Annotated in this window: 13 protein-coding genes; 2 read left to right on the top strand and 11 right to left on the bottom strand. The window is 39.3% G+C overall.

All coding sequences use genetic code 11. The features are described from left to right. Positions 1–360: 360 nt before the first annotated feature. Together BM371_RS01940 and BM371_RS01935 are read right to left on the bottom strand one after the other, a co-directional pair. Positions 361–1,386 carry a hypothetical protein gene (locus BM371_RS01940; protein WP_034675168.1) on the bottom strand — a complete coding sequence of 342 codons (1,026 nt, stop codon included), beginning with the start codon at positions 1,384–1,386 and terminating at the stop codon, positions 361–363. Between the two features lie 3 nt (positions 1,387–1,389). Further along, positions 1,390–1,839, bottom strand: a complete 450-nt coding sequence (locus BM371_RS01935; protein WP_123984762.1) for a hypothetical protein — start codon at positions 1,837–1,839, stop codon at positions 1,390–1,392. A 620-nt stretch (positions 1,840–2,459) separates the two neighbouring features. Between BM371_RS01935 and BM371_RS20630 the strand changes: the two genes are divergently transcribed. Together BM371_RS20630 and BM371_RS01925 are read left to right on the top strand one after the other, a co-directional pair. Then, positions 2,460–3,113: a sensor histidine kinase gene (locus BM371_RS20630; RefSeq protein ID WP_228423569.1), complete on the top strand. Its 654-nt coding sequence runs from the start codon at positions 2,460–2,462 to the stop codon at positions 3,111–3,113. Beyond that, positions 3,110–3,832, top strand: coding sequence for a LytR/AlgR family response regulator transcription factor (locus BM371_RS01925; protein WP_034675160.1), 723 nt, complete (start codon positions 3,110–3,112; stop codon positions 3,830–3,832). The genes BM371_RS20630 and BM371_RS01925 overlap by 4 nt, the downstream gene beginning before the upstream one ends. Before the next feature lie 386 nt (positions 3,833–4,218). Here the strand turns inward: BM371_RS01925 and BM371_RS01920 are convergent, their stop codons facing one another. The 9 genes from BM371_RS01920 to BM371_RS01880 all read right to left on the bottom strand — a co-directional run bounded on the left by BM371_RS01920 (position 4,219) and on the right by BM371_RS01880 (position 20,330). Further along, the gene (locus BM371_RS01920; protein WP_034675158.1) at positions 4,219–7,311 is read right to left on the bottom strand and encodes an efflux RND transporter permease subunit; all 3,093 of its coding nucleotides are present in this window, start codon (positions 7,309–7,311) and stop codon (positions 4,219–4,221) included. 11 nt (positions 7,312–7,322) lie between these two features. Next, positions 7,323–8,381 carry an efflux RND transporter periplasmic adaptor subunit gene (locus BM371_RS01915; RefSeq protein WP_034675154.1) on the bottom strand — a complete coding sequence of 353 codons (1,059 nt, stop codon included), beginning with the start codon at positions 8,379–8,381 and terminating at the stop codon, positions 7,323–7,325. 6 nt (positions 8,382–8,387) lie between these two features. Next, the gene (locus BM371_RS01910; RefSeq protein ID WP_034675151.1) at positions 8,388–9,716 is read right to left on the bottom strand and encodes a TolC family protein; all 1,329 of its coding nucleotides are present in this window, start codon (positions 9,714–9,716) and stop codon (positions 8,388–8,390) included. A gap of 436 nt (positions 9,717–10,152) precedes the next feature. Next, entirely contained in the window at positions 10,153–10,779 is a 627-nt protein-coding gene (locus tag BM371_RS01905) for an NAD(P)-dependent oxidoreductase (protein ID WP_034677254.1), read from the bottom strand. A 1-nt stretch (position 10,780) separates the two neighbouring features. Further along, complete coding sequence (locus BM371_RS01900; RefSeq protein WP_034675149.1) at positions 10,781–11,587, bottom strand: inositol monophosphatase family protein; 807 nt, start codon at positions 11,585–11,587, stop codon at positions 10,781–10,783. Between the two features lie 60 nt (positions 11,588–11,647). After that, positions 11,648–12,529: an AraC family transcriptional regulator gene (locus BM371_RS01895; RefSeq protein WP_051882722.1), complete on the bottom strand. Its 882-nt coding sequence runs from the start codon at positions 12,527–12,529 to the stop codon at positions 11,648–11,650. Positions 12,530–12,645: 116 nt separating this feature from the next. Then, positions 12,646–14,694, bottom strand: a complete 2,049-nt coding sequence (locus BM371_RS01890; protein WP_034675146.1) for a heavy metal translocating P-type ATPase — start codon at positions 14,692–14,694, stop codon at positions 12,646–12,648. A gap of 19 nt (positions 14,695–14,713) precedes the next feature. Beyond that, complete coding sequence (locus BM371_RS01885; RefSeq protein WP_034675144.1) at positions 14,714–15,964, bottom strand: efflux RND transporter periplasmic adaptor subunit; 1,251 nt, start codon at positions 15,962–15,964, stop codon at positions 14,714–14,716. A gap of 1 nt (position 15,965) precedes the next feature. Continuing rightward, positions 15,966–20,330, bottom strand: coding sequence for a CusA/CzcA family heavy metal efflux RND transporter (locus BM371_RS01880; protein WP_074958596.1), 4,365 nt, complete (start codon positions 20,328–20,330; stop codon positions 15,966–15,968). Positions 20,331–20,344 lie beyond the last annotated feature (14 nt).

Raw genomic sequence — 20,344 nt, 5'->3', positions numbered from 1 at the left:
TTCGAAATAGAGTGCTGATATTTGCCGGAAGGCACTAGAGAGATGTAAGCTATATTTCGATATGATGAAAGCTAATCTACTTTGCAAATGATTCATTACCCTATTTTTGTCAGTTGCTTAATTATTAAAAACATTCACGGATATTATAAATTTTAACTCGATTATCTGTAAACACTGACAATTTTCAATTTATAAAAGAATCCCTAGTGAGACTATGAAAAATAGGTACAGACTGTGAAAGTGAGAAGTTATTCTGAAAATTTATGTACAGTAGGTCAAAAATCTCAGAATAACTCTTTGATAAAAATCTTTATGAATCGATTGCTATTATCTGTGCGCAGTCCATGCGATATGATCGGACTATTTATTTTTTTTAAGGAACGTGAACGGATTGAATGAAACACCGATATTAAAATAGAATACGGGATCGGGTTTTATTTCAAAGACAGCATCATCAAAATTATCCTCTTTTCTGAATAACCTTCCTGATGGCGTCAACTTTACGCCCGTTTTTCCGGTAATAATAAAGTCACCGATCGCATGTTCGTAAATAATACCCGAGTTGATATCAAGTTGTCTATATTGGAATCGTTGATCCGGGTTACTGCTTTCTATTTTATAGACATAAAAAGTGGTCTGGTCCAGTTCGGCTCCCAATGACACCCTGCCTGTGTTCTTGAACAGATATTTACGCAAATATACACTCTTAGGGAGCGTGACATCTGCTATAAGACCATTATCAAATCGGTGTTCATAGGTAAAGATCGGAATGACCGGTAGCTGCGCTGTCGGATCTATATTGACCGCCAGACCTACGCTCATCTTGGTCTTCGCCGTGCCTTTCAACACCATGACCCCGGATAGAAAACCTTTGACACGTTCAAAATGCTGGTTGCTGCCCTCTACGATGACACTGGAACTGTAAATGGTCCGTTTGTTAAAAAGCGTGGAAAAATAGGAAAAGTTCAAGGACGAAAACAGATAGTGAAACTCTTCTTTAATAACAGTGGGGTTATTAGTAAGCGGTTCAAACATATTTGATTCTGCACTGATAAATCGATATCCTGCCGTTGCTCCTAGCATCCAAGTTTTCTTTTTAAGAAAATTAACATTGGCACTGACCTTCAGCTGGGTAAAGTCATTCACTTTGCCGTCCCGTAATGGAGTATCTCCTTGTTTTGCCGTGAAATTGTAGGGTGCCGGGAGAGAAAATTCTATATTGAGAGGACGAACAATCGCAATCTTATCAGCTGCGTACGCCACCGTACGTCTGGGAACATTCGTGGTATCTTTCTTTAATTTTAGGGTGTCTAGCTGCTGAGCAGAACCCTCAGCAGAGAAAAACAATGGTACTAGCATCCAAATTCCTTTTTTAATGATTTCCATAATTTAATTTATTTTTTTTATTATTGATCGTGAATAATTAAAATAGAAGATCCTGTCATATAGTTCTTCCACATTATATTTTTTTATAAATGCCTTGCTATCGTTCATATTCTCCGAAATAAAATTTTCTTCCACAACGACAAACCATAATTCGCTTAAATCGGACTGTCTCTTTAAACTTTTTAGAAATGCTTGACTGTAAAGAGAACGCTCAAAAGGATGGCTAGAGTTATAAAGCAAATCACAGAAATAAATTCCTTTACGGGCTCCATCATCTTCGATGATATTGATTTCATCCTCAAAATCAATGATTCTTAGTGACTGCTTGTAAATTTCAACAAAATGGCACAGGTCAAAGACCTGAATGATCTTTTCCTCCTGTTGTTTCCCTGATAAACATGGATCATCCATTATATGTGTGGTATATTCTTGCAGCATATCCAGTAAATTCATAGCCTTCTCTATTACGAACAAGACAAAGGAAATAATAATAATGAGCTCAATTTTCTTTTTTATACCAACCGACCTATATTTTATACAAAATACCATATATAAACTGTTTAGTATAAAAGAAGCTATGGTTTGTATAATTTCTAATTTTTGAGTCTCTGTATATTTTATCTTTGCTGAAGAAATCGATCAGTGATATGAGTTACAAGACATTGGAGGTACAGAACACCAAAGCTATACGGTTTATAACAGAAGATAAATTTAGATTACTGCGCCATGCGGTGCTGTTACTTGGTATTCTTGCCATATTGTCCTACTCTAAGGATGTAACGGAGTATCGCGGTTCCTTCCGGTTCCTGAAGGTATTGTTCATCTATGTTCCCTTGGTGCTGATGTGTTATATCAATATCAATTTCCTGGTTCCTGTATTTTTCTTTAAGGGACGCTATGTTATCTATTTTGCTCTACTTATCTTATTGGTAATCCTTTCATTAAATGCCATTTCAACCGTCCTGGATGTGTTTTTTCCCAACAAAGGCACTTTTGATCCACATCGTGACAGTGAAGGCCGAGGATTTTACGAATCGATCGTGATCCTTATCCCTATAATCCTTGTCACGACCATGATCAAGTTATTTCAACGTTGGATGAAGGATAATCAGCGGATCAATGAGCTGGACAGGATCAATTTCAAAATGGAATTAAATGAACTTAGAAACCAGATGAACCCACACTTTTTGTTTAATACACTTAACGGTATCAAATCTCTTATAAGGACGGATCCGGATAAAGCGGGAATGGTGATCGTTAAACTTTCGGAATTTCTTAGATACCAACTCTACGAAAATAATGATGAACGTACCCTTTTAAAGTCCGAAATTAATTTCCTGTCTAATTTCCTAGATCTTGAGACCATTAGGAGAGATAATCTGTCGGTAAAACTCAGCAGTGACACCGATTGCAGTATCATTAAAAGCATATTCCTTCCACCAAATCTTTTTACCACTTTTGTTGAAAATGCTGTTAAGCACAGTGTGAATATAAATGATGAGGAATCCTTTGTACACGTAAAAATAGATGTGAAAGACAATTTCCTGCACTTCTGCTGTATCAATTCAAAAGATTCAAATTATATACCTTCTGCCAGTGAGAAAAGTAGCGGATTAGGCTTGGGAAATATAAAAAGACGTCTTGAACTTTTGTATGGTCATAACCATACACTTGACATATATTCTTCAGAAAGTCAATATGAAATCAAATTAACTATTCCATTATGAAATGTATTATAGTAGACGACGAACCTTTGGCAAGACAGGAAATGCAGGCATTGATCAATGACGTTTCCGATCTTGAAATAATCGGTTCATTTTCTAATGCTCCGGCAGCACTAAAGTTTTTAAAGATCAATAGTGTAGATCTTATCTTTCTGGATATCGAGATGCCTATGGTAACAGGATTGGAATTTGCATCCCAGCTACCTGAAGATACGCTCGTTATCTTTACTACAGCCTATCCTAAGTACGCTTTGGAAAGCTATGAGCTCGATGCTATTGACTATCTATTAAAACCGATTGACAAATCCCGTGTCCAAAAAGCCATCAATAAGGCTGTAACTTACAAAAAATTGCTTTCCGCTGAAACTGAAAAGAATACGATAGAGTCAAATACCGGAGATTTTATGATCATAAAATCTGAACGGAAGTTTTTCAAGATCAATTTTGCTGACATCAAATATATTGAGGGCTTAAAGGACTATGTGGTGATCTACACCGGTAACCAGAAACTGATCACAGCCATGAACCTCAAGACCATACATCAGAAAATCCCTAATAATACTTTTTTAAGGGTCAGCAAGTCGTATGTAATCAATCTCAATTTCATTGATTCATTTGATCATCATAATGTCTACCTCGGCGAAAATGAAGTGCCATTAGGGGAAGTGTATAAAAAGGATTTTTTCAGGATCTATTCGGGAGGTTCGCTCAATATTGAGTAATCAGACGACAGTGTTTATGCTAATATTGAATGAAATTCGATTTACTTGTCAATGTCTTACCGAAATGAATATTGAGATGATAATTAACGCTTAAACTCCTAAGAAGAGAAAACTTGCTACTTTATTCTATCGGTATAGACAATCCGCTTAAATCCTTACGGCGGTGAATCCTTTTCAACTTTGCGGTCTTTTATCTTTGTGTGTATTATTTTGGCATTCCTGATTTTTATAAATTGTTCATTCGTTTCAATCTTAATCCTGATCTATGAAATATATCCGGCAATCAATGGTTTTTATTGAGATTGCCGGATATTAGGATATAAATCGGTTGTCGACTTAAGTATTGTAATATTGAGATTTTTCACACCATCTATTCATGGATCTCATCATTTTTTCTTCAATATTCTCTGCAGTAGATTATCAATAATTAGATACATGCTGGGCACGACAAATAAAGTCAAGACCATAGAACTCGTTAAGCCCCCAATAATCACCCATGCCATGCCGTTCTTGATCTCAGAAGCCGCACCGCTTGCGATAGCAATGGGAAGCATCCCAAAGATCATTGCCAAGGTGGTCATCAGGATAGGGCGTAGCCTTTCCTTACCCGCTTCGACCAAAGCCTCTTTGACAGGACGTCCTTCCGCTCTCAGGTGATTGGTGAAATCCACGATAAGGATTGCATTTTTTGAAACCAGACCCAGAAGCATGATCATCCCGATAATGGTAAAGATGTTAAGGGTTTCCATTGTCAGTGCCAAGATCAGGAATGCACCCACCAGTGCTACCGGTATGGAGAACAATACGACAAAGGGATAGACTGCATTTTCGTACAGTGCTACCATGATCAAGTAAACCAGAACAATGGCCGTGACCAATGCTAATCCCAAACTTCCAAAGGCATCTCCCTGGTTCTTGGAATCGCCGAGATACTCTACACTGATACCGTTGGGAAGTTTAACAGATGCGGCTTTTTCCTTGATCTCATCGCTAACAGTACCGGTAGGACGTCCTGTCACATTTGCCTGTACAGTGATGGAACCCAGACGGTCGATCCGCTGTAAGGTAGTTTCCCCAAGGGTCTCACTCACGTTTGCAAACTGGCTTAATAATATACTTTTACCTTCTGAATTCACAAAAGGCATGCTTCTTACATTCTTGATATCCGAACGGTTAAACTTATCCAGGCTCACCCTGATATCATATTCATTGCCACCCTGTTTGAACTGGCTTTGATCGCTGCCGCTAAATGAATTCTGTAGTGTCGCCCCGACCATACTGGCATTCAGTCCCAACAGGCTCATTTTTTCCCTGTTCAGTTTGATGTCCACCTCCGGTTTCCTGTTCTTCACGGAAAGTTTGACAAACTGTGTTCCGGGTACTGCTTCTACAACCTTCTGGTAAGCTTCCGCTACCTGACGGACATCTTTCAGGTCAACGCCTTTAATGGCGATCTGTATGGGTGCACTGCTGACATTCCCAGTAATGGAGGTGGATGATGCCGTGAACTTGACACCGGTGATCGCTCCGCTCAGTTTATTCTGGATATAGGTACCAAATTCTTCGGAAGACATACCACGCTTTTTCTTATCCACCAAAGTCAATGTCAGCTCGGCAAGATTGGCATTACTGCTGGTTCCCGATACACTTCCGCTGACAAAACCGATGCTGGAAAATACCTTTTCCACCTCAGGCTGTTCCATCAGCAGTGTTTCCGCCTGTTGTACGAGCATATTGGTCTTATAGATGGTTGCCGTAGGCTCCAGTTCCATGTTCAGTATAAGATCGCTCTGATCCGTTTTGGGGATAAATGCTGCTCCGATAAACCCTGTTGGAACCAGGGCGATAGATCCGATGATGAGTAATATAGTGCCGGATAAAAGCCATCTTTTCTTGCGGAGCACCTTTTCCAAGAGTCTCTCGTAGTCTTTTTTGATGCCATCGATGAAATTTTCAAAACCAAGATTGATCCTTCCCCATAAGGTACCGTTGCTCAAATGTTCAAGTTTGCCAAAACGGCTTGCCAGCAAAGGAGTGACAGTAAAGGAAACAAAGAGGCTCATCAGGGTCGAGATCACGACCACGAGGGAGAACTCCCTGAGTATGGAACCGATCATACCCCCCGCCAATGCCAATGGGAGGAATACCACGACATCCACCAGTGTAATGGAAAGAGCGGTAAACCCGATCTCGTTACGCCCCTCAAGAGCTGCCTTCCTTTTGTCAGATCCCATTTCCATGTGCCTGTAGATGTTTTCCAGTACCACGATGGAATCATCCACCAATATGCCCACTACAAGTGAAAGTGCCATCAGCGTCATCAGGTTGAGCGAAAATCCAAGCATGTACATGGCGATAAATGTTGGTATGATGGATGCGGGGAGTGCTACCAACACGAACATGGAACTTCTGAAGCTGTGAAGGAATGCCAACATCACGATGCCTACGATGATCACGGCCAGCATCAGGTCGAACATGACCGCATCGGCCGAGTTGAGCGTATAAACACTCTGGTCGGACGAAATATTGAATTTCAGGTTCTGCTCTTTGTATTGCGCTTCGATATTTGAAAATGCTTTTTTCACCTGTTCACTAACATCAACTGCATTGGCATCGCTCTGTTTGATGATCTGCACACCGATAGACGGAATACCGTTGATGTGGTTGATCGCCGTTGTTTTTGCCGTGGCATCGACCACCTCTGCAATATCCTTCAGATAGATGACCCCCTGTTTTGCATTTTGAAATACAATAAGATCACGCAGCTGGTCTAATGATTGTACATTGGCATCATATCGGATGGAAAGCTGCTGGTTCTGCGTTTCTATGCTACCGGCAGGAAAGGACAGATTGGCATTGTTTACCGCCTGTGTAATCTGTGCGATCGAAAGACCGTATGCCAACAGTTTATCCTGATTGATGTTGATCTGTATCTCACGCTCATCACCCCCGATAATATTAACCTGACCTACACCCGCAACGTTCTGTAGTATCGGTCTTAACTGATTGTCCATCAGATCATATATATTTCTGGGGGCCATGTTCGCAGTAATTCCGGCTTTGATTACAGGGGTTTCTTCCAGATTTACCTTGTTTACCTGTGGTCGTTCTGCATCGTCCGGCAGGTCGTTCAATGCCTGATCGGCCTTGCGCTGAACATCCCGCTCCGCTTTATCAATGTCAATTCCGCTCTTAAACGAAATGGTAATGATCGAAACACTTTCCTGCGAAGTGGAATTGATCTGATCAAGCCCTTCTACAGATGAAAAAGCATCTTCGAGCTTCTTGGTGACGGTCGTCTGTACTTCCGCCGCCGATGCACCGGGGTAAAGCGTACTTACGGAAACCGTGGGTACTTCGATCTTCGGAAGCAGGTTATAGTTCAGGCTCAGGTAAGATTGTATCCCGAACATGACTAGTACCGTAAAGATTACGATAAGCAATAAGGGCCTTTTTATGGCTATTCCGGTTATTGACATGGTACTGCTTTTTATTTTGAAATGTTAATTAATTTACCGTCCTTTAGATTGATCTGTCCGGATGTAATGACCTGTTCGCCTGCCTGCAATCCCTCTGTAACTTGGATCTTCCCTCCAAATTCAGCACCGGCCTTAATGTGACGAAGTACAGCTTTTCCATCCTTTGCAATATAAACCGAGGCATCCTGCGTACTCGCATTTAGTGCTTCACGGGGAATCAGCAATATCTTCTGCGGTGTCGTCCGTGAAAAATCGGCATATACAAAAGTTCCAGAACGTAATGGGGTCTGTTTATCGTTATTAGCAGTGATCTCCACTTGATAATTGTAGGCCTGATTTGCCTGCGGGCTGATAAAGGTGATCGTGCCATAGAAAGGCTTATCGGGATAGACATCGGTGCTAAGCTTGATTTTCTGACCAACTTTTATCTGGTATACTTCTACCTCGGTAAAATATACTTCTACCTTTAATTGGGAAAGATTGACAATGGATCCTATCTCTCCTCCCGCTGTAATATACATGCCTTCTTCAACCGCTTTATTGCCTATGATCCCATTGATCGGCGATTTGATGGTAGCATCTGCAATCTGTCTGCGCAGTTGTTGGGAAAGATTCTGGGCATCATTATAACTCTGACGTATATCGTTCACTTTCTCCTGTGTAGCGGCACTGCCTTCGAGAAGATCTGTATATGTCTGTAGGTCACGTTTCAGCTTGGAAACATTGGATTCCGCTTTCTGAAGGTCGATTTCCAGCAGACGGGTGTCAATCACAGCAAGTGTCTGTCCCTGTCGTACTTGGTCACCTAGTTTGAACAGCAACCGTTGAATATTTCCGCTTGTTACCGACAGAACCTTTGCCTCCTTAAAAGGAGCCAACATACCGGTCTTGATCAGTTCAATATCCTGTACCTCTTCTGATACTGGTATTGCAGTTACAGGGATACGTACATCTTCCAGCTGTGCAGGCTGGTTCTTTTCGTCGATCTTTTTCTTATTGGTGGCAAGCTTAAAAACAACAAAAGCGATAATACCGACACAAACCAGCGTGACTATAATTTTTTTCTTCATAATGGTCTAAAGTGAATTATAAAAAGTTTTTAATGTTCCCGCTGCCTTTTCAAGATCAATACGGGCTTGGTAGAAACTGTATAAGGAGTTGAGGTAACTATTCTGGGCTTCTCTCAGTGAGTTCTGTGTATTCAGCCAATCTGTAAGATTGGTGGTTCCTTTCTGGAATTGCAGATCGGTGACTTTGAGGACAGATTCCGCTAGCTCTACATTCCTTTTATCATTTTCAACGTTGGTCTGCGCCTGCACAAGTTTGGTAGATGCATTTTCGTATTCTACCTTGTACTTTCCTTCTGCCAGTTTGAGGCTCTCTTCCGCATTGATGCGATTGATCTTTGCTTGTTTGTACTGGGCATTGCGTTTATAAAAATCAAGAATAGGAATACTTAACTTCAATCCAACTGCTGAGTAAGGAAGTAACTGGTCATAAGCACCGTTGAGATTGTCTCCAAAACCTACAGCACCATAACGGAAATATCCTGAAAGTTTTGGAAGTCCTTCTGCCTTGATACGTGTCTGTTCTATCTCCAATGTTTTGATCTTGAGTTCGGATAATTTATAATCAATTCTGGATGCAGCAGAAAAGGTGTCCGCATTGTCTTCGGATTTCAGGGGTATTTCCGGTTCTGTAGAAATATTGACCGCGAGTAGGTCATTTATGGGATAGCCCATTTCGTATTTGAGTTCGTTTTCGGCAAGCTTTAGGTTGCTTTCGGCAACACGTATCTGGGAAATGGTGTTATTGTAGTCCACATTTACCTTATCTAGATCTTTTTGAAGGGTCACTCCTTTGTCAACCTGTAAACGGTATATCTCGATCTGCCTTTGATACGTTTCTTTATTGTATTCCAATAGTTCCAACTGCTCATTGTAGACGAAGATCTGGAAATAGGCGATGCTTATATTGTAAATGATCGCCTCATTGCTCTGTTCAATGTTAAGATCAGCCCTTAGTTTGTTATACTTGTTGGCTTTCAACCCGGTCAAAAGCGACTGGTCATAAATTACCTGATCTAACTGTCCTACAAAGTTGGAATTATATTTTTGTGTGAGTGACACCCGAATCTCATCGGGCCCAAAAATTCCTGCGGGGATGACACTTTGTTGTAGTTTAAGGTTGTTATCCAATGTTGAGGTCAAGCTTACTTTAGGCAGGTAATCCGCCAGCACTTCTTTTGCTTTGGCATCGGCAGCCAGTTTCTCATTGGCATAGATCGTATTATTACGGTTATTCTTTAACCCGTACTCTATACATTGTTTCAATGTCCAATTCTTCTGGGCATATGTATTTAACCAGGAGATGAACAGAAACAGAATAATAATTTTTTTACTCATATAATTTTTCGATTATTATCTTCCACAAAAGAAAGAAATGTATTATATGAGGCTAAAATAAAATAAAGGATAAGCGCTATTTCAGTTATTATACGAACCCCGCTGCTTTTTATACAAACCGCTTTATAATGACTTCTTAGATTTGGTGAGATGTATGACAACTTATTGGCGAACCTCTCCTGCCAATAAAAAAAATTGAGTTGAGCGCAAAAGAAAATTTGAGTAGATTGGACACCGTTTGGAGGAAGAGATAGTTCAGTTTTGGGAATGGGCGGAATCTCCTATACGATCAATGAAATGACGAGAAAAAAAATGATGGTTTTTAAAAGTAGATCGCTATAATATTTAAAGGAATTTCATCATCAAAAGAAACTATTTGATACCAATGATTTTATGTAAAAATAGTGACAGAATTATATCGGTCACTATTTTTTTATTAATTTGTCAACGCTACGTATTGATGTATAAATCTTTGATTTTCTGCTTCATTAACCAAGTAATTGGCTACATCACTTCTTGATATTTTTCCAACTCTCATTCCTTTTTGTAGTCCGGATAATACTCTGTAAGTTGAAGTTGCACTTCCGTTGGTGAGCATTCCGGGTCGTATGATCTCCCATTTCAAATGACTTTTTTTAATGAGTTCTTCCATTTCTGTTTTATTGATATACTGATCTTTCAGGAATAATGAGATGATCGTCCGCATAAAGAAACTTAAATAATTCTTACTTTCTCCCGTTCCAAAACCTGTAATGACCAAAACAGGCGAGGAAAAATTAAGTTCAGCTGTAACATCAATAATTGTTTTGGCAATATCAGAAAAAAGAGTGGTTGCTTTTTTATTTTTTGTCCCGACAGTGATCAAAACTGCATTTGAATCTTTGATTGCTTTTTTCAAGTCAACTGGTGAGGTTGCACTTCCGTTTATTTTAATCAGATTGGGATGATCGGGAATATGGTCGGTTTTTGTTGATAGTGCTTTTACCTTAAGTCCTTTTGCGAGAGCCTGATTGACAGATTCTAATCCAATTCCGGCTCCGGCTCCTATGATTGCTATATTCATTTTAATTTTCAGATTTAATTGAGAGATATTTTTCAATAATACTTTTGCCTGCGACCAAAAGGCTTTCGCTTCCCCATTTCCAAGGAATTCCATCGGTTGTTAAAATTTCAGCTCCGGCTTCTTTGGCAATCAGCAATCCAGCGATCCAATTATATGTATCGAGATCTTCCTGAATAAACATATCGATTCTTCCGGCACCAACATAAGCCAGTTGCAATCCGTGCGGTCCGTAGTTTCTTACAATTCCGAAATTATCCAGCAGTTGTGTGATTGTAAAACCAATTTTTTTATTCAAATGATTATTGGATTTGTCCTGATGTCCATACTCGAAAACAGCCAACATCACTGCAAAATCTTTTTTACGACTGATATTCATTGCTTTATCATTCATAAAAGCACCTTCACCATCTTTTGCCCAAAATATTTCGTTGGCCAATGGATCATAAATAACTGAGAAAAACGGTTTTCCATTACGGATAAATACCAAATTAATCGTCCATCCAGGAATATGTTGCAGATATTGGATAGCGCCATCCATTGCGTCACACAGCCAATATTCTTCTACTGCGGCAGGATTTCTTTGCGAATCGGTATCAAATTCGTCACCGATATGCCAGGGAATATTGGGGAATTCAAGAGTTAGATCTTTTTTTAAAGAAGCCAAACATAAAGTATCAATGTTCTTCAATTCTTTCAAAAGCTCATCCATACTTTGCGGTATTGGATTTAGTTTATACTTTTTTAAAAAGTCATCCCCAATTTTTCGTACGGCATTAAGTATAATGGGGATTTTGATTTCGTTTTGCATCTTAATCATTGTATTAATTACAATGCAAATCTACTCACGTGATCAACCTTGATGATAGTTTCAATCAGAGGAAGAATAGTCTTTATCACGGAATTTCTTCCGAAACTCAAGAGGCGTCAATTTTGTTATTTTTTTAAACAGTTTTCCAAAATAAACAGGCTCATCATAACCCACTTCGTAAGCAATCTCCTTAACTGCATTATCTGTAAAATAAAGCAATCTTTTAGCTTCCAACATGGATACTTCCTGAATATGAGCGGAAACCGAACTTCCCGTCAATGATTTTACAGTGTCGTTCAAATGAGACGTTGAAATAGAAAGTGCAGAAGCATATTTCGCTGGTTGCTTCCAGGTTTTGAAATGTTCTTTGGTCAGCTTGATGAAGTTTTCCTTAATGATGATACTGCGTTTTTCTTTCCCTTTTATCATCGGTAAATTAGCAATCAATTCTCCGGCAACAAAGCTCAGTAGCGCATTCAATAAAGAGCTGACAGTTTTTTGAAGATAGTGATTGGTATTTTGTAATTGTACTTTTTCAATAAAATCCATTAGGATGATCACTTGCTGAAAGAAAACAGATTCCTGCTGAAGCAAAAACGGATTACTAAATTGATGTTCTAATAGCTGAAGCACTTCTTTATCAATAAGTGAAGGATCAAAGCTGATCATCCAACCTTTGGAATCTTTCACTTCGATCACCTGATGAACCTGCTCCGGAAATACGAAAAGTAATGCCGGAGCGTTGAACTCAATGGTTTCAAAATCGACATTCAATTTAAAATTTCCACTTACAGCAAGCATCAATTGACAGTGGTCATCACGGTGCGGTTTGGAAACATCGTGTTCTTCAGTTTCCCGATCTTCCATCTTTACAATGACAATTCCTGCTTTTGCCTGCGGCGAAAGTTCATATTGCTTTATATCTAGATTCTTATTTTTCAATTTTTATAAATTTAATTCTAAGATCTGAAGGTACCGAAAAAATTATTTCTGCATCAGTAAAGTATACTATGAACAAAATCTGAGTCCCTAAGTAATTGCATACGTCTAAATTTTTATTAGAATTTCATTTTCTGGATCCTCACTGCATTTAAAATTGCCAGTAAAGCTACTCCTACATCCGCAAAGACGGCTTCCCACATTGTTGCCAATCCGCCTGCTCCAAGAATAAGAACTACCCCTTTTACTGCGAAAGCCAGGATAATATTCTGCCAGACAATTTTTCTTGTTTGTTTTCCAATATTGATCGCCATCGGTATTTTGGAAGGCTTATCGTCTTGAATCACTACATCTGCGGTTTCAATGGTGGCATCACTTCCAAGTCCACCCATCGCAATTCCCACATCGCTCAACGCTACAACAGGCGCATCATTTACACCATCTCCTACAAATGCAACGGTTTCATTTCGGGATTTGATCTCTTTCACTTTATTGACCTTATCTTCGGGTAATAGGTCTCCAAAAGCATTATCAATTCCTAACTGTTGGGCTACAAATTTTACAACGGTACTTTTATCACCGCTTAGCATTGTAGCTTTCACATTTAAACTGTGTAATCTTTCTACCGTTTGTTTTGCATCTTCCTTGATATTGTCAGCAATCGTAATATAGCCTGCGAATTTCCCGTCATAGGCAATCGCAATCACAGTATATATAATCTCTGATGGATCAATGTCATATTGAATACTAAACTTGTCCATCAATTTGAAATTCCCTACCAATAGCTCTTTTCCTTTGGCATTCGCTTTCAGTCCGTGTCCTGCGATTTCTTCTGTATTCTGAAGTTCTAAAGATTGATCTATTTTGCCCACATAATCGTGGATTGCCGTGGCAACTGGATGTGTACTTTTGCTTTCTAAAGCATTGACCATTTTCAGCAGTTCATCCTTATCAAATTCCGGTTTGATGTTGACTTCCTGAACTTTGAAGACACCTTCTGTCATCGTTCCGGTCTTGTCCATCACGACATTCTGAATATTGGCAATAATATCTAAGAAGTTACTCCCCTTAAACAAAATTCCATTTTTTGAAGCTGCGCCAATTCCCCCGAAATAACCCAAAGGAATACTGATGACCAAAGCACACGGACAAGAAATAACCAGAAAGACCAATGCTCTGTAAAGCCAATCCCTGAAGATATACTCATCTACAAAAAAGTATGGTAGAAAGCAGATCAGTACTGCTAATCCTACAACGATCGGTGTATAGACCCTTGCAAATTTTCGGATAAAAAGTTCGGTTGGTGCTTTCTGAGCCGTTGCATTCTGTACCAATTCCAGTATTTTGCTCAACTTACTGTCTTCGTAAGCCGTTGTCACTTTTACCTGGGCAATGGTTTGGAGATTGATCATTCCTGCCAATACACTTTCGCCTTTGTTTTTTGTATCAGGTTTGCTCTCACCAGTCAAAGCAGCCGTATTGAATGATGCTGAATCGCTTATTAATTCCCCATCCAAAGCTAACTTTTCACCTGACTTTAATTGGATGATATCGCCAATTTTTGCCTGATCTGCAGGGATGGTTTTAGGCTGATTGTTTTCAAGGATGGTTACTTCGTCAGGACGCTGATCCAAGAGTGCTTTGATATTACTTTTCGCTCTTGAAACTGCAAGCGTCTGGAATACTTCACCAACGCTGTAAAACAACATGACCGCCACACCTTCCGGATATTCCCCAATTGCAAATGCGCCAACTGTCGCAATGCTCATCAGAAAAAACTCCGAAAAAATATCGCCTTTTATAATGCTTTCATAAGCTTCTTTCAGAACCGGCAGACCAACGGGAATATAAGCAACTGCATACCAGATAATTCTGACCCAGTCTTTGAACCACCCCTGCAGAATGAAATTATCGATTACTATCCCTGCCAAAAGCACGAAGAAAGAAACAATTGCCGGCAAAAACATCTGGAATGTTGTTTTATCAGAATTATCGTGATCGTGGTCGTGACCATCGTCATCGCTGTGTTTTTCAGGTTTGCCTTTCTTGGAAGAACAGCATCCGTCATCGTCAATTATTTTTTTAGCACCTGCTTCTTCGTAGATTTTCTCTTCCTGTGGAGTTGGCTTTTTCTCAGGTTGATTTTCGTGATTTATATTATTTGACATTGTAATTTATCTATTTTGATTAATGTTCGTGTTCTCCCGAATTACTCAATTTTGCATTGACAAAAAATGCTCCTTTCACAACAACTTCAGCATCGTCTGAAATTTCATTGACTGTCGTTATTGCCGTGTAACCCATATCAGAAGAACCTTTCACCACTTCAATCTTTTCAAAATTAATGGCTTTTGATTCTTTCTCGGGCGCTTTCTGTTCGTCCTGATATTCGCTTTCTTCTGCGTGATGTTCTTCCGGTTTTTTGTCAGTTTTAATGAAAATGTAGTATTTGCTGTCGGCTTCTACAATCGCTTCGTTAGGAACTGCGGGTGTTGTACTTTTATCAAGACTTACGATTCCTGTGATATTCATTCCATCTATTAATCCCGCTTTGTTTCCTGTGACTGAACAGTGAACCGAGATGGTTTTGCTGTCATTTTCAAAAGATGAACCGATGCTGTAAATCTTGGCATCATACTCGGTTTCTGGATTATTAGTGAGTTTAAAATGAACGATCTGCCCAACTTTCATCTTAGGCAGATCCTTTTCAAAAACCTGCAGATCGAGATGTAAAGAGCCATTGTCAATCACTTCTGCAACTGGCGATGAAATGTCGACATAACTTCCTATCTGCGCAGAAATATTGCTGACCGTTCCGCTGATTGGCGATGTAATAGCTAAGCCAGACCTTAAATTTCCGTTACTGATATTCGCAGGATTAATTCCCATGATCTGAAGCTGTCTCTGCAAAGATGAACGTTGTGTTCTCAGAGTTTTCAGTTCAGCATCGGAACTTTGAAGGTTTTTCTTGGCTCCGGCATCATTATCAAACAATTCTTTTTGTCTTTTGTATTCCTGCTCGGCAAATGCAATTCTGCTTTTTACAGTTAAATATTGCTCCTGCAATTGTATATACTCTGGATTTGAAATAGAGGCAATCACCTGTCCTTTTTTTACAAAATCCCCAATTTGCACATTCAGAGTTTTGATAATTCCACCATACATTGAAGTGATAGTTGCTTTATTATTATTAGGAACACGTAATGCGCCATTTGCTTTAATCGTGGAAGTCAGTTCCTTCATTTCGATTTTCCCCAAAGTGATGCCGACCGCTTTCATCTGTTCTTCCGTAAGGCTCGCAATGGTTTGTGGAGCTTCCTCGCCGTGTTCTTCTGTTTTCTCGGTTTTAATTTCACTCTCAGATTCATTTGAATCTTTCTTTCCGCAGCTTACGAGAAAAATTAAAGCAAAAGCTGTATAGATGATATGTTGTTTCATTTTATTGATTGATTAAAGAATTAATGGTGATGACAGACTGATTGACCTGTTGAATGGATTCCAAATATTTTAGCTGAATGTTGGTGGCTGTCTGTAAGGCAAAAAGATATTCGACGTAGGAAATTTCTCCGGTTTTGTATCCGAGTTGTCCTGCTTTCACGATTTTTTCGGCATTAGGTAAAGCCTGATTCACATAATATTCATATTGTAAAACATCCTGCTGGTATTGGCTTAATGCATTTTCCAACTGAGCTGTCAATTGTTTTTGCTGAAGTTTAGCATTGGATTCTGCGATTTGCTTCTGATAATCCAAAGACTGGATTCTTGCTTTAGTCGCTCCAAACGTCAACGGAATTGAAATACCGACGTTGGCAACATTGAACCTATTTCCAGCATTATAATATTTTTCCTGACCATTCACGGTATGAAAACCAATAATAGACTGGTTGGTGTAACCCAAACTGAACTCCGGCAAACCTTGTGATTTCTCCACATTTTTGTTCTTCTCGGCAATTTCCATTTCCTGATAGAAAGCTTTAACCGTCGGATGATTTGCAATGGTGGAACTGTCAAGAACATATTCTGCCTTCAGTGGCTGATAATTTTTATTGAGCGGAATTTCGATATCTTCATCCGTATTGAGCAGAATTTTCAGATTTTTATAGGCATTTTTCAGATAAATTTTATTTTGATTTAATAACAGATTGATTTCTCCTTTCTGAGTTTCCGCCGTACTGATCTCTATTTTCTTGATGTCTCCTGCATTGAATCGTACGGTTGCAATCCTGATAAAATCCTGATACAAACTGTCGAGTTTCATCAATTTGTTTTGATTGTAATGCAGATATTCAATCTGATAAAAATAAGTTCTCACCTGTTTTGCAAGCTCATTTGCAGTAATTTCCTTATTGATTTGTTTGCCTTTGATTTCTTCATTAATCAAATCTTTTTTCGCTTTGAACAAAGTCGGAAACGGAATACTCTGTGAAATTGAAAACGACTGGTCAAATTTCGGACTGTTGTATTGCCCCAATTGCGTACTGACATTCATTTTCGGAAGTTCGTTGGCGGTTGGTTTCAAAGCTTCGGAAACTTTAATATCCAAATCTTTTGATTGTATTGAATAATTATTTGTCAGCGCCATTTCTGTTGCCTCTTCTACGGAAAGAGTTTTCGTGGTTTGAGCATTCAAAGTTTGTCCAATCAATAAAAATCCTAAAACGACAATCGTTGTTAAAGCTTTTATTTTTAAATTCTTTCTTCTGAATTTTGTATTAAAAATTAGGTACAACATTGGTAAAACGAATAACGTCAGGAAAGTTGCCGTTATCAATCCGCCAATCACAACCGTTGCCAAAGGTTTCTGCACTTCTGCTCCGGCTCCTGTTGAAATTGCCATTGGAAGAAATCCTAAAGAAGCCACCGCAGCGGTCATCAAGACAGGTCGAAGTCTTATTTTAGTCCCTTCAAAAACACGTTTCAGAATATCCGTTTCGCCATCTTTTTCCAATTGATTGAAGGTTCCAATGAGAACTATTCCGTTCAAAACCGCGACCCCGAATAATGCGATAAAACCAATTCCCGCACTGATACTGAACGGCATATCTCTTATCAACAATGCGAAAATTCCACCAATTGCACTCATCGGAATCGCTGTAAAAATCAAAGCAGCCTGTTTGAACGATTTAAATGTAAAATAAAGCAGTAGAAAAATGAGAAGCAAAGAAACAGGAACCGCAACCATCAACCTTTTGCTTGCGGCCTTAAGATTCTCAAACTGTCCGCCATACGTGAAGTAATATCCCGAAGGCAACTTGACTTGCTTATCCAATTTTGCCTGAATATCATTCACCACACTTTGTACATCACGGTCTTTCACATTAAATCCAATAACAATTCTGCGTTTTCCTTCTTCTCGGCTAATCTGTGAGGGACCGAGTTTGTAGCTGATATTCGCCACCTGAGAAAGAGGAATCTGGTTTCCTGTGCTTGTTGAAATCATCAGATTATTGACATCATCAATATTGGTTCTGTGAAGGCTGTCTAAACGAACGACCAAATCAAAACGTCTTTCATTCTCAAAAACCTGACCTGCAGATTTTCCTGCGAATGCGGTGCTTAAGGTATTATTAACGTCTTCGATATTCAATCCGTAATTGGCCATTCTTGTCCGGTCATATTCCACATTGATTTGTGGAAGTCCGCTGATTCGCTCAATCTGAGGAGCTGTCGTACCCTCAACAGTTTGAATCACTTTATTTACTTTTTCAGCATAAATGGCAAGAGAATCCAGATTTTCACCAAAAATTTTCACGGCCACATCTTGCCGGATTCCTGTCATCAATTCATTAAAACGCATCTGTATCGGCTGGTTTTTTTCAAAGAATATACCTGGAATCAGCTCTAATTTTTCTAAAATTTCATCTGATAATTCATTATACGATTTCTTGGTTTTCCAATCGCTTTGTGGTTTAAGAACAATAATTAAATCAGAAGCTTCGGGCGGCATCGGGTCAGTAGGAACTTCAGCGGAACCTGTTTTGCCGACAACCATTTTCACTTCATCAAATTGTTTGATAATTCTTGAAGCCTGCATAGAAGTTTCAATACTTTGGGTCAGCGAACTTCCCTGTGGCAAAATGCAGTGAAACGCAAAATCACCTTCCTGCAACTGCGGAATAAATTCACCACCCATTCTTGAAAAAATGACGATACAAACCGCAAATAAAACAATTGTGGCAGAAACAATGATGTATTTTAACTGCAAAGCGCGTCGCAACAATGGCTGATAAATACTTTGCAGCTTATTCATCATTTTATCTGAAAAAGTTTCTTTCGTCGAAACTGTTTTAGATAAAAACAATGCGCTCATCATTGGAATGTAGGTCAATGATAAAATCAAAGCACCTAAAATCGCAAAACCAACCGTTTTAGCCATTGGCGTGAACATTTTCCCTTCCACACCAACTAAGGTTAAGATTGGAATGTAAACGATTAAGATAATAATTTCGCCAAATGCCGCACTATTTCTGATTTTGGATGCCGAAAGAAAAACTTCCTCATCCATCTCCGACTGCGTCAATTTTTGCGTAGATTTTCTTAAACCTAAATGATGAAGTGTGGCTTCAACGATAATGACCGCTCCGTCGACAATCAATCCAAAATCTATTGCGCCAAGGCTCATTAAGTTGGCGCTGACTCCAAAAACATTCATCATTCCCAATGCGAATAGCAATGCTAACGGAATCGCAGAAGCAACAATCAATCCTGCTCTAAAATTACCTAAGAATACGACCAGAACAAAAATCACAATGAGTGCGCCTTCAATAAGGTTTTTCTGTACCGTATTAATGGCTCTTCCCACAAGGTCGGTTCGGTCAAGAAACGGTTCGATGAGCACATCATTGGGCAAAGACTTTTGAATCGTTGGAATTTTATCTTTAATTAAATTAACAACCTCATTGCTATTCGAACCTTTCAGCATCATTACAATTCCGCCAACTGCATCTACCTGACCATTGTAGGTCATTGCGCCGTAACGGATGGCACTTCCCAATCGAACATCAGCAACATCTTTTATAAAAATCGGAACATTGCCTGTTTTATTAACAATGGCAATGTTTTTAATGTCATCAAGAGACGTCACAACGCCGATTCCACGGATGAAATAAGCATTTGGTTTTTTGTCAATATATGCACCTCCCGTATTCTGATTGTTCTTTTCCAATGCTGTGAAAAGGTCTGTGATGCTGACTCCCATTGCTCTGAGACGATTTGGGTCGACTGCAACTTCGTATTGTTTCAGTTCTCCACCAAAGCTGTTGACTTCTGCAACACCGGGTGTTCCGTTCAATTGTCTTCTTACAATCCAGTCTTGCATTGTCCGCAGTTCTTTGGAGGAGTATTTTTTTTCACTACCTTTTTTCGGATGGAGAATATATTGATATACCTCTCCCAAACCTGTACTGACAGGTGAAAGTTCCGGTGTCCCAACTCCTTTCGGAATTTCCTCAGTCGCTTCCTTAAGTTTTTCAGTTATTAGCTGGCGGGCAAAATAGACATCCACATTTTCTTTAAAAACAACAGTAATCACAGACAATCCGAATCTTGAGATGCTTCGGGTCTCCTCTATATCGGGAATATTGGCGATACTTTGTTCTATCGGGAAAGTGACCAACTGCTCCACTTCCTGTCCGGCTAAAGTTGGACAAACGGTAATGATTTGAACCTGATTATTGGTAATGTCAGGAACAGCATCTATCGGTAATTTGGTTGCGCTCCAGACGCCCCAAATAATCAGGAACAAGGTCATGATACCAATGATAATCTTGTTCTTGATGCTAAATTTTATGATTTTATCTAACACAGAATTTGATTTAA

Origin of the sequence: Chryseobacterium formosense, assembly GCF_900116415.1 — a bacterium.
Taxonomy (GTDB): domain Bacteria; phylum Bacteroidota; class Bacteroidia; order Flavobacteriales; family Weeksellaceae; genus Chryseobacterium; species Chryseobacterium formosense.
The sequence above is the reverse complement of the archived record's forward strand: the minus strand, read 5'-3'. Positions and strand labels throughout refer to the sequence as shown.

Excerpts from the sequence above, each read along its gene's own strand:
- BM371_RS01920 (WP_034675158.1), bottom strand. The coding sequence starts at position 7,311 with ATGTCAATAACCGGAATAGCCATAAAAAGGCCCTTATTGCTTATCGTA.
- BM371_RS01910 (WP_034675151.1), bottom strand. The coding sequence starts at position 9,716 with ATGAGTAAAAAAATTATTATTCTGTTTCTGTTCATCTCCTGGTTAAAT.
- BM371_RS01925 (WP_034675160.1), top strand. The coding sequence starts at position 3,110 with ATGAAATGTATTATAGTAGACGACGAACCTTTGGCAAGACAGGAAATG.
- BM371_RS01940 (WP_034675168.1), bottom strand. The coding sequence starts at position 1,386 with ATGGAAATCATTAAAAAAGGAATTTGGATGCTAGTACCATTGTTTTTC.
- BM371_RS01885 (WP_034675144.1), bottom strand. The coding sequence starts at position 15,964 with ATGAAACAACATATCATCTATACAGCTTTTGCTTTAATTTTTCTCGTA.
- BM371_RS01935 (WP_123984762.1), bottom strand. The coding sequence starts at position 1,839 with ATGAATTTACTGGATATGCTGCAAGAATATACCACACATATAATGGAT.
- BM371_RS20630 (WP_228423569.1), top strand. The coding sequence starts at position 2,460 with ATGATCAAGTTATTTCAACGTTGGATGAAGGATAATCAGCGGATCAAT.
- BM371_RS01890 (WP_034675146.1), bottom strand. The coding sequence starts at position 14,694 with ATGTCAAATAATATAAATCACGAAAATCAACCTGAGAAAAAGCCAACT.
- BM371_RS01900 (WP_034675149.1), bottom strand. The coding sequence starts at position 11,587 with ATGCAAAACGAAATCAAAATCCCCATTATACTTAATGCCGTACGAAAA.
- BM371_RS01905 (WP_034677254.1), bottom strand. The coding sequence starts at position 10,779 with ATGAATATAGCAATCATAGGAGCCGGAGCCGGAATTGGATTAGAATCT.
- BM371_RS01915 (WP_034675154.1), bottom strand. The coding sequence starts at position 8,381 with ATGAAGAAAAAAATTATAGTCACGCTGGTTTGTGTCGGTATTATCGCT.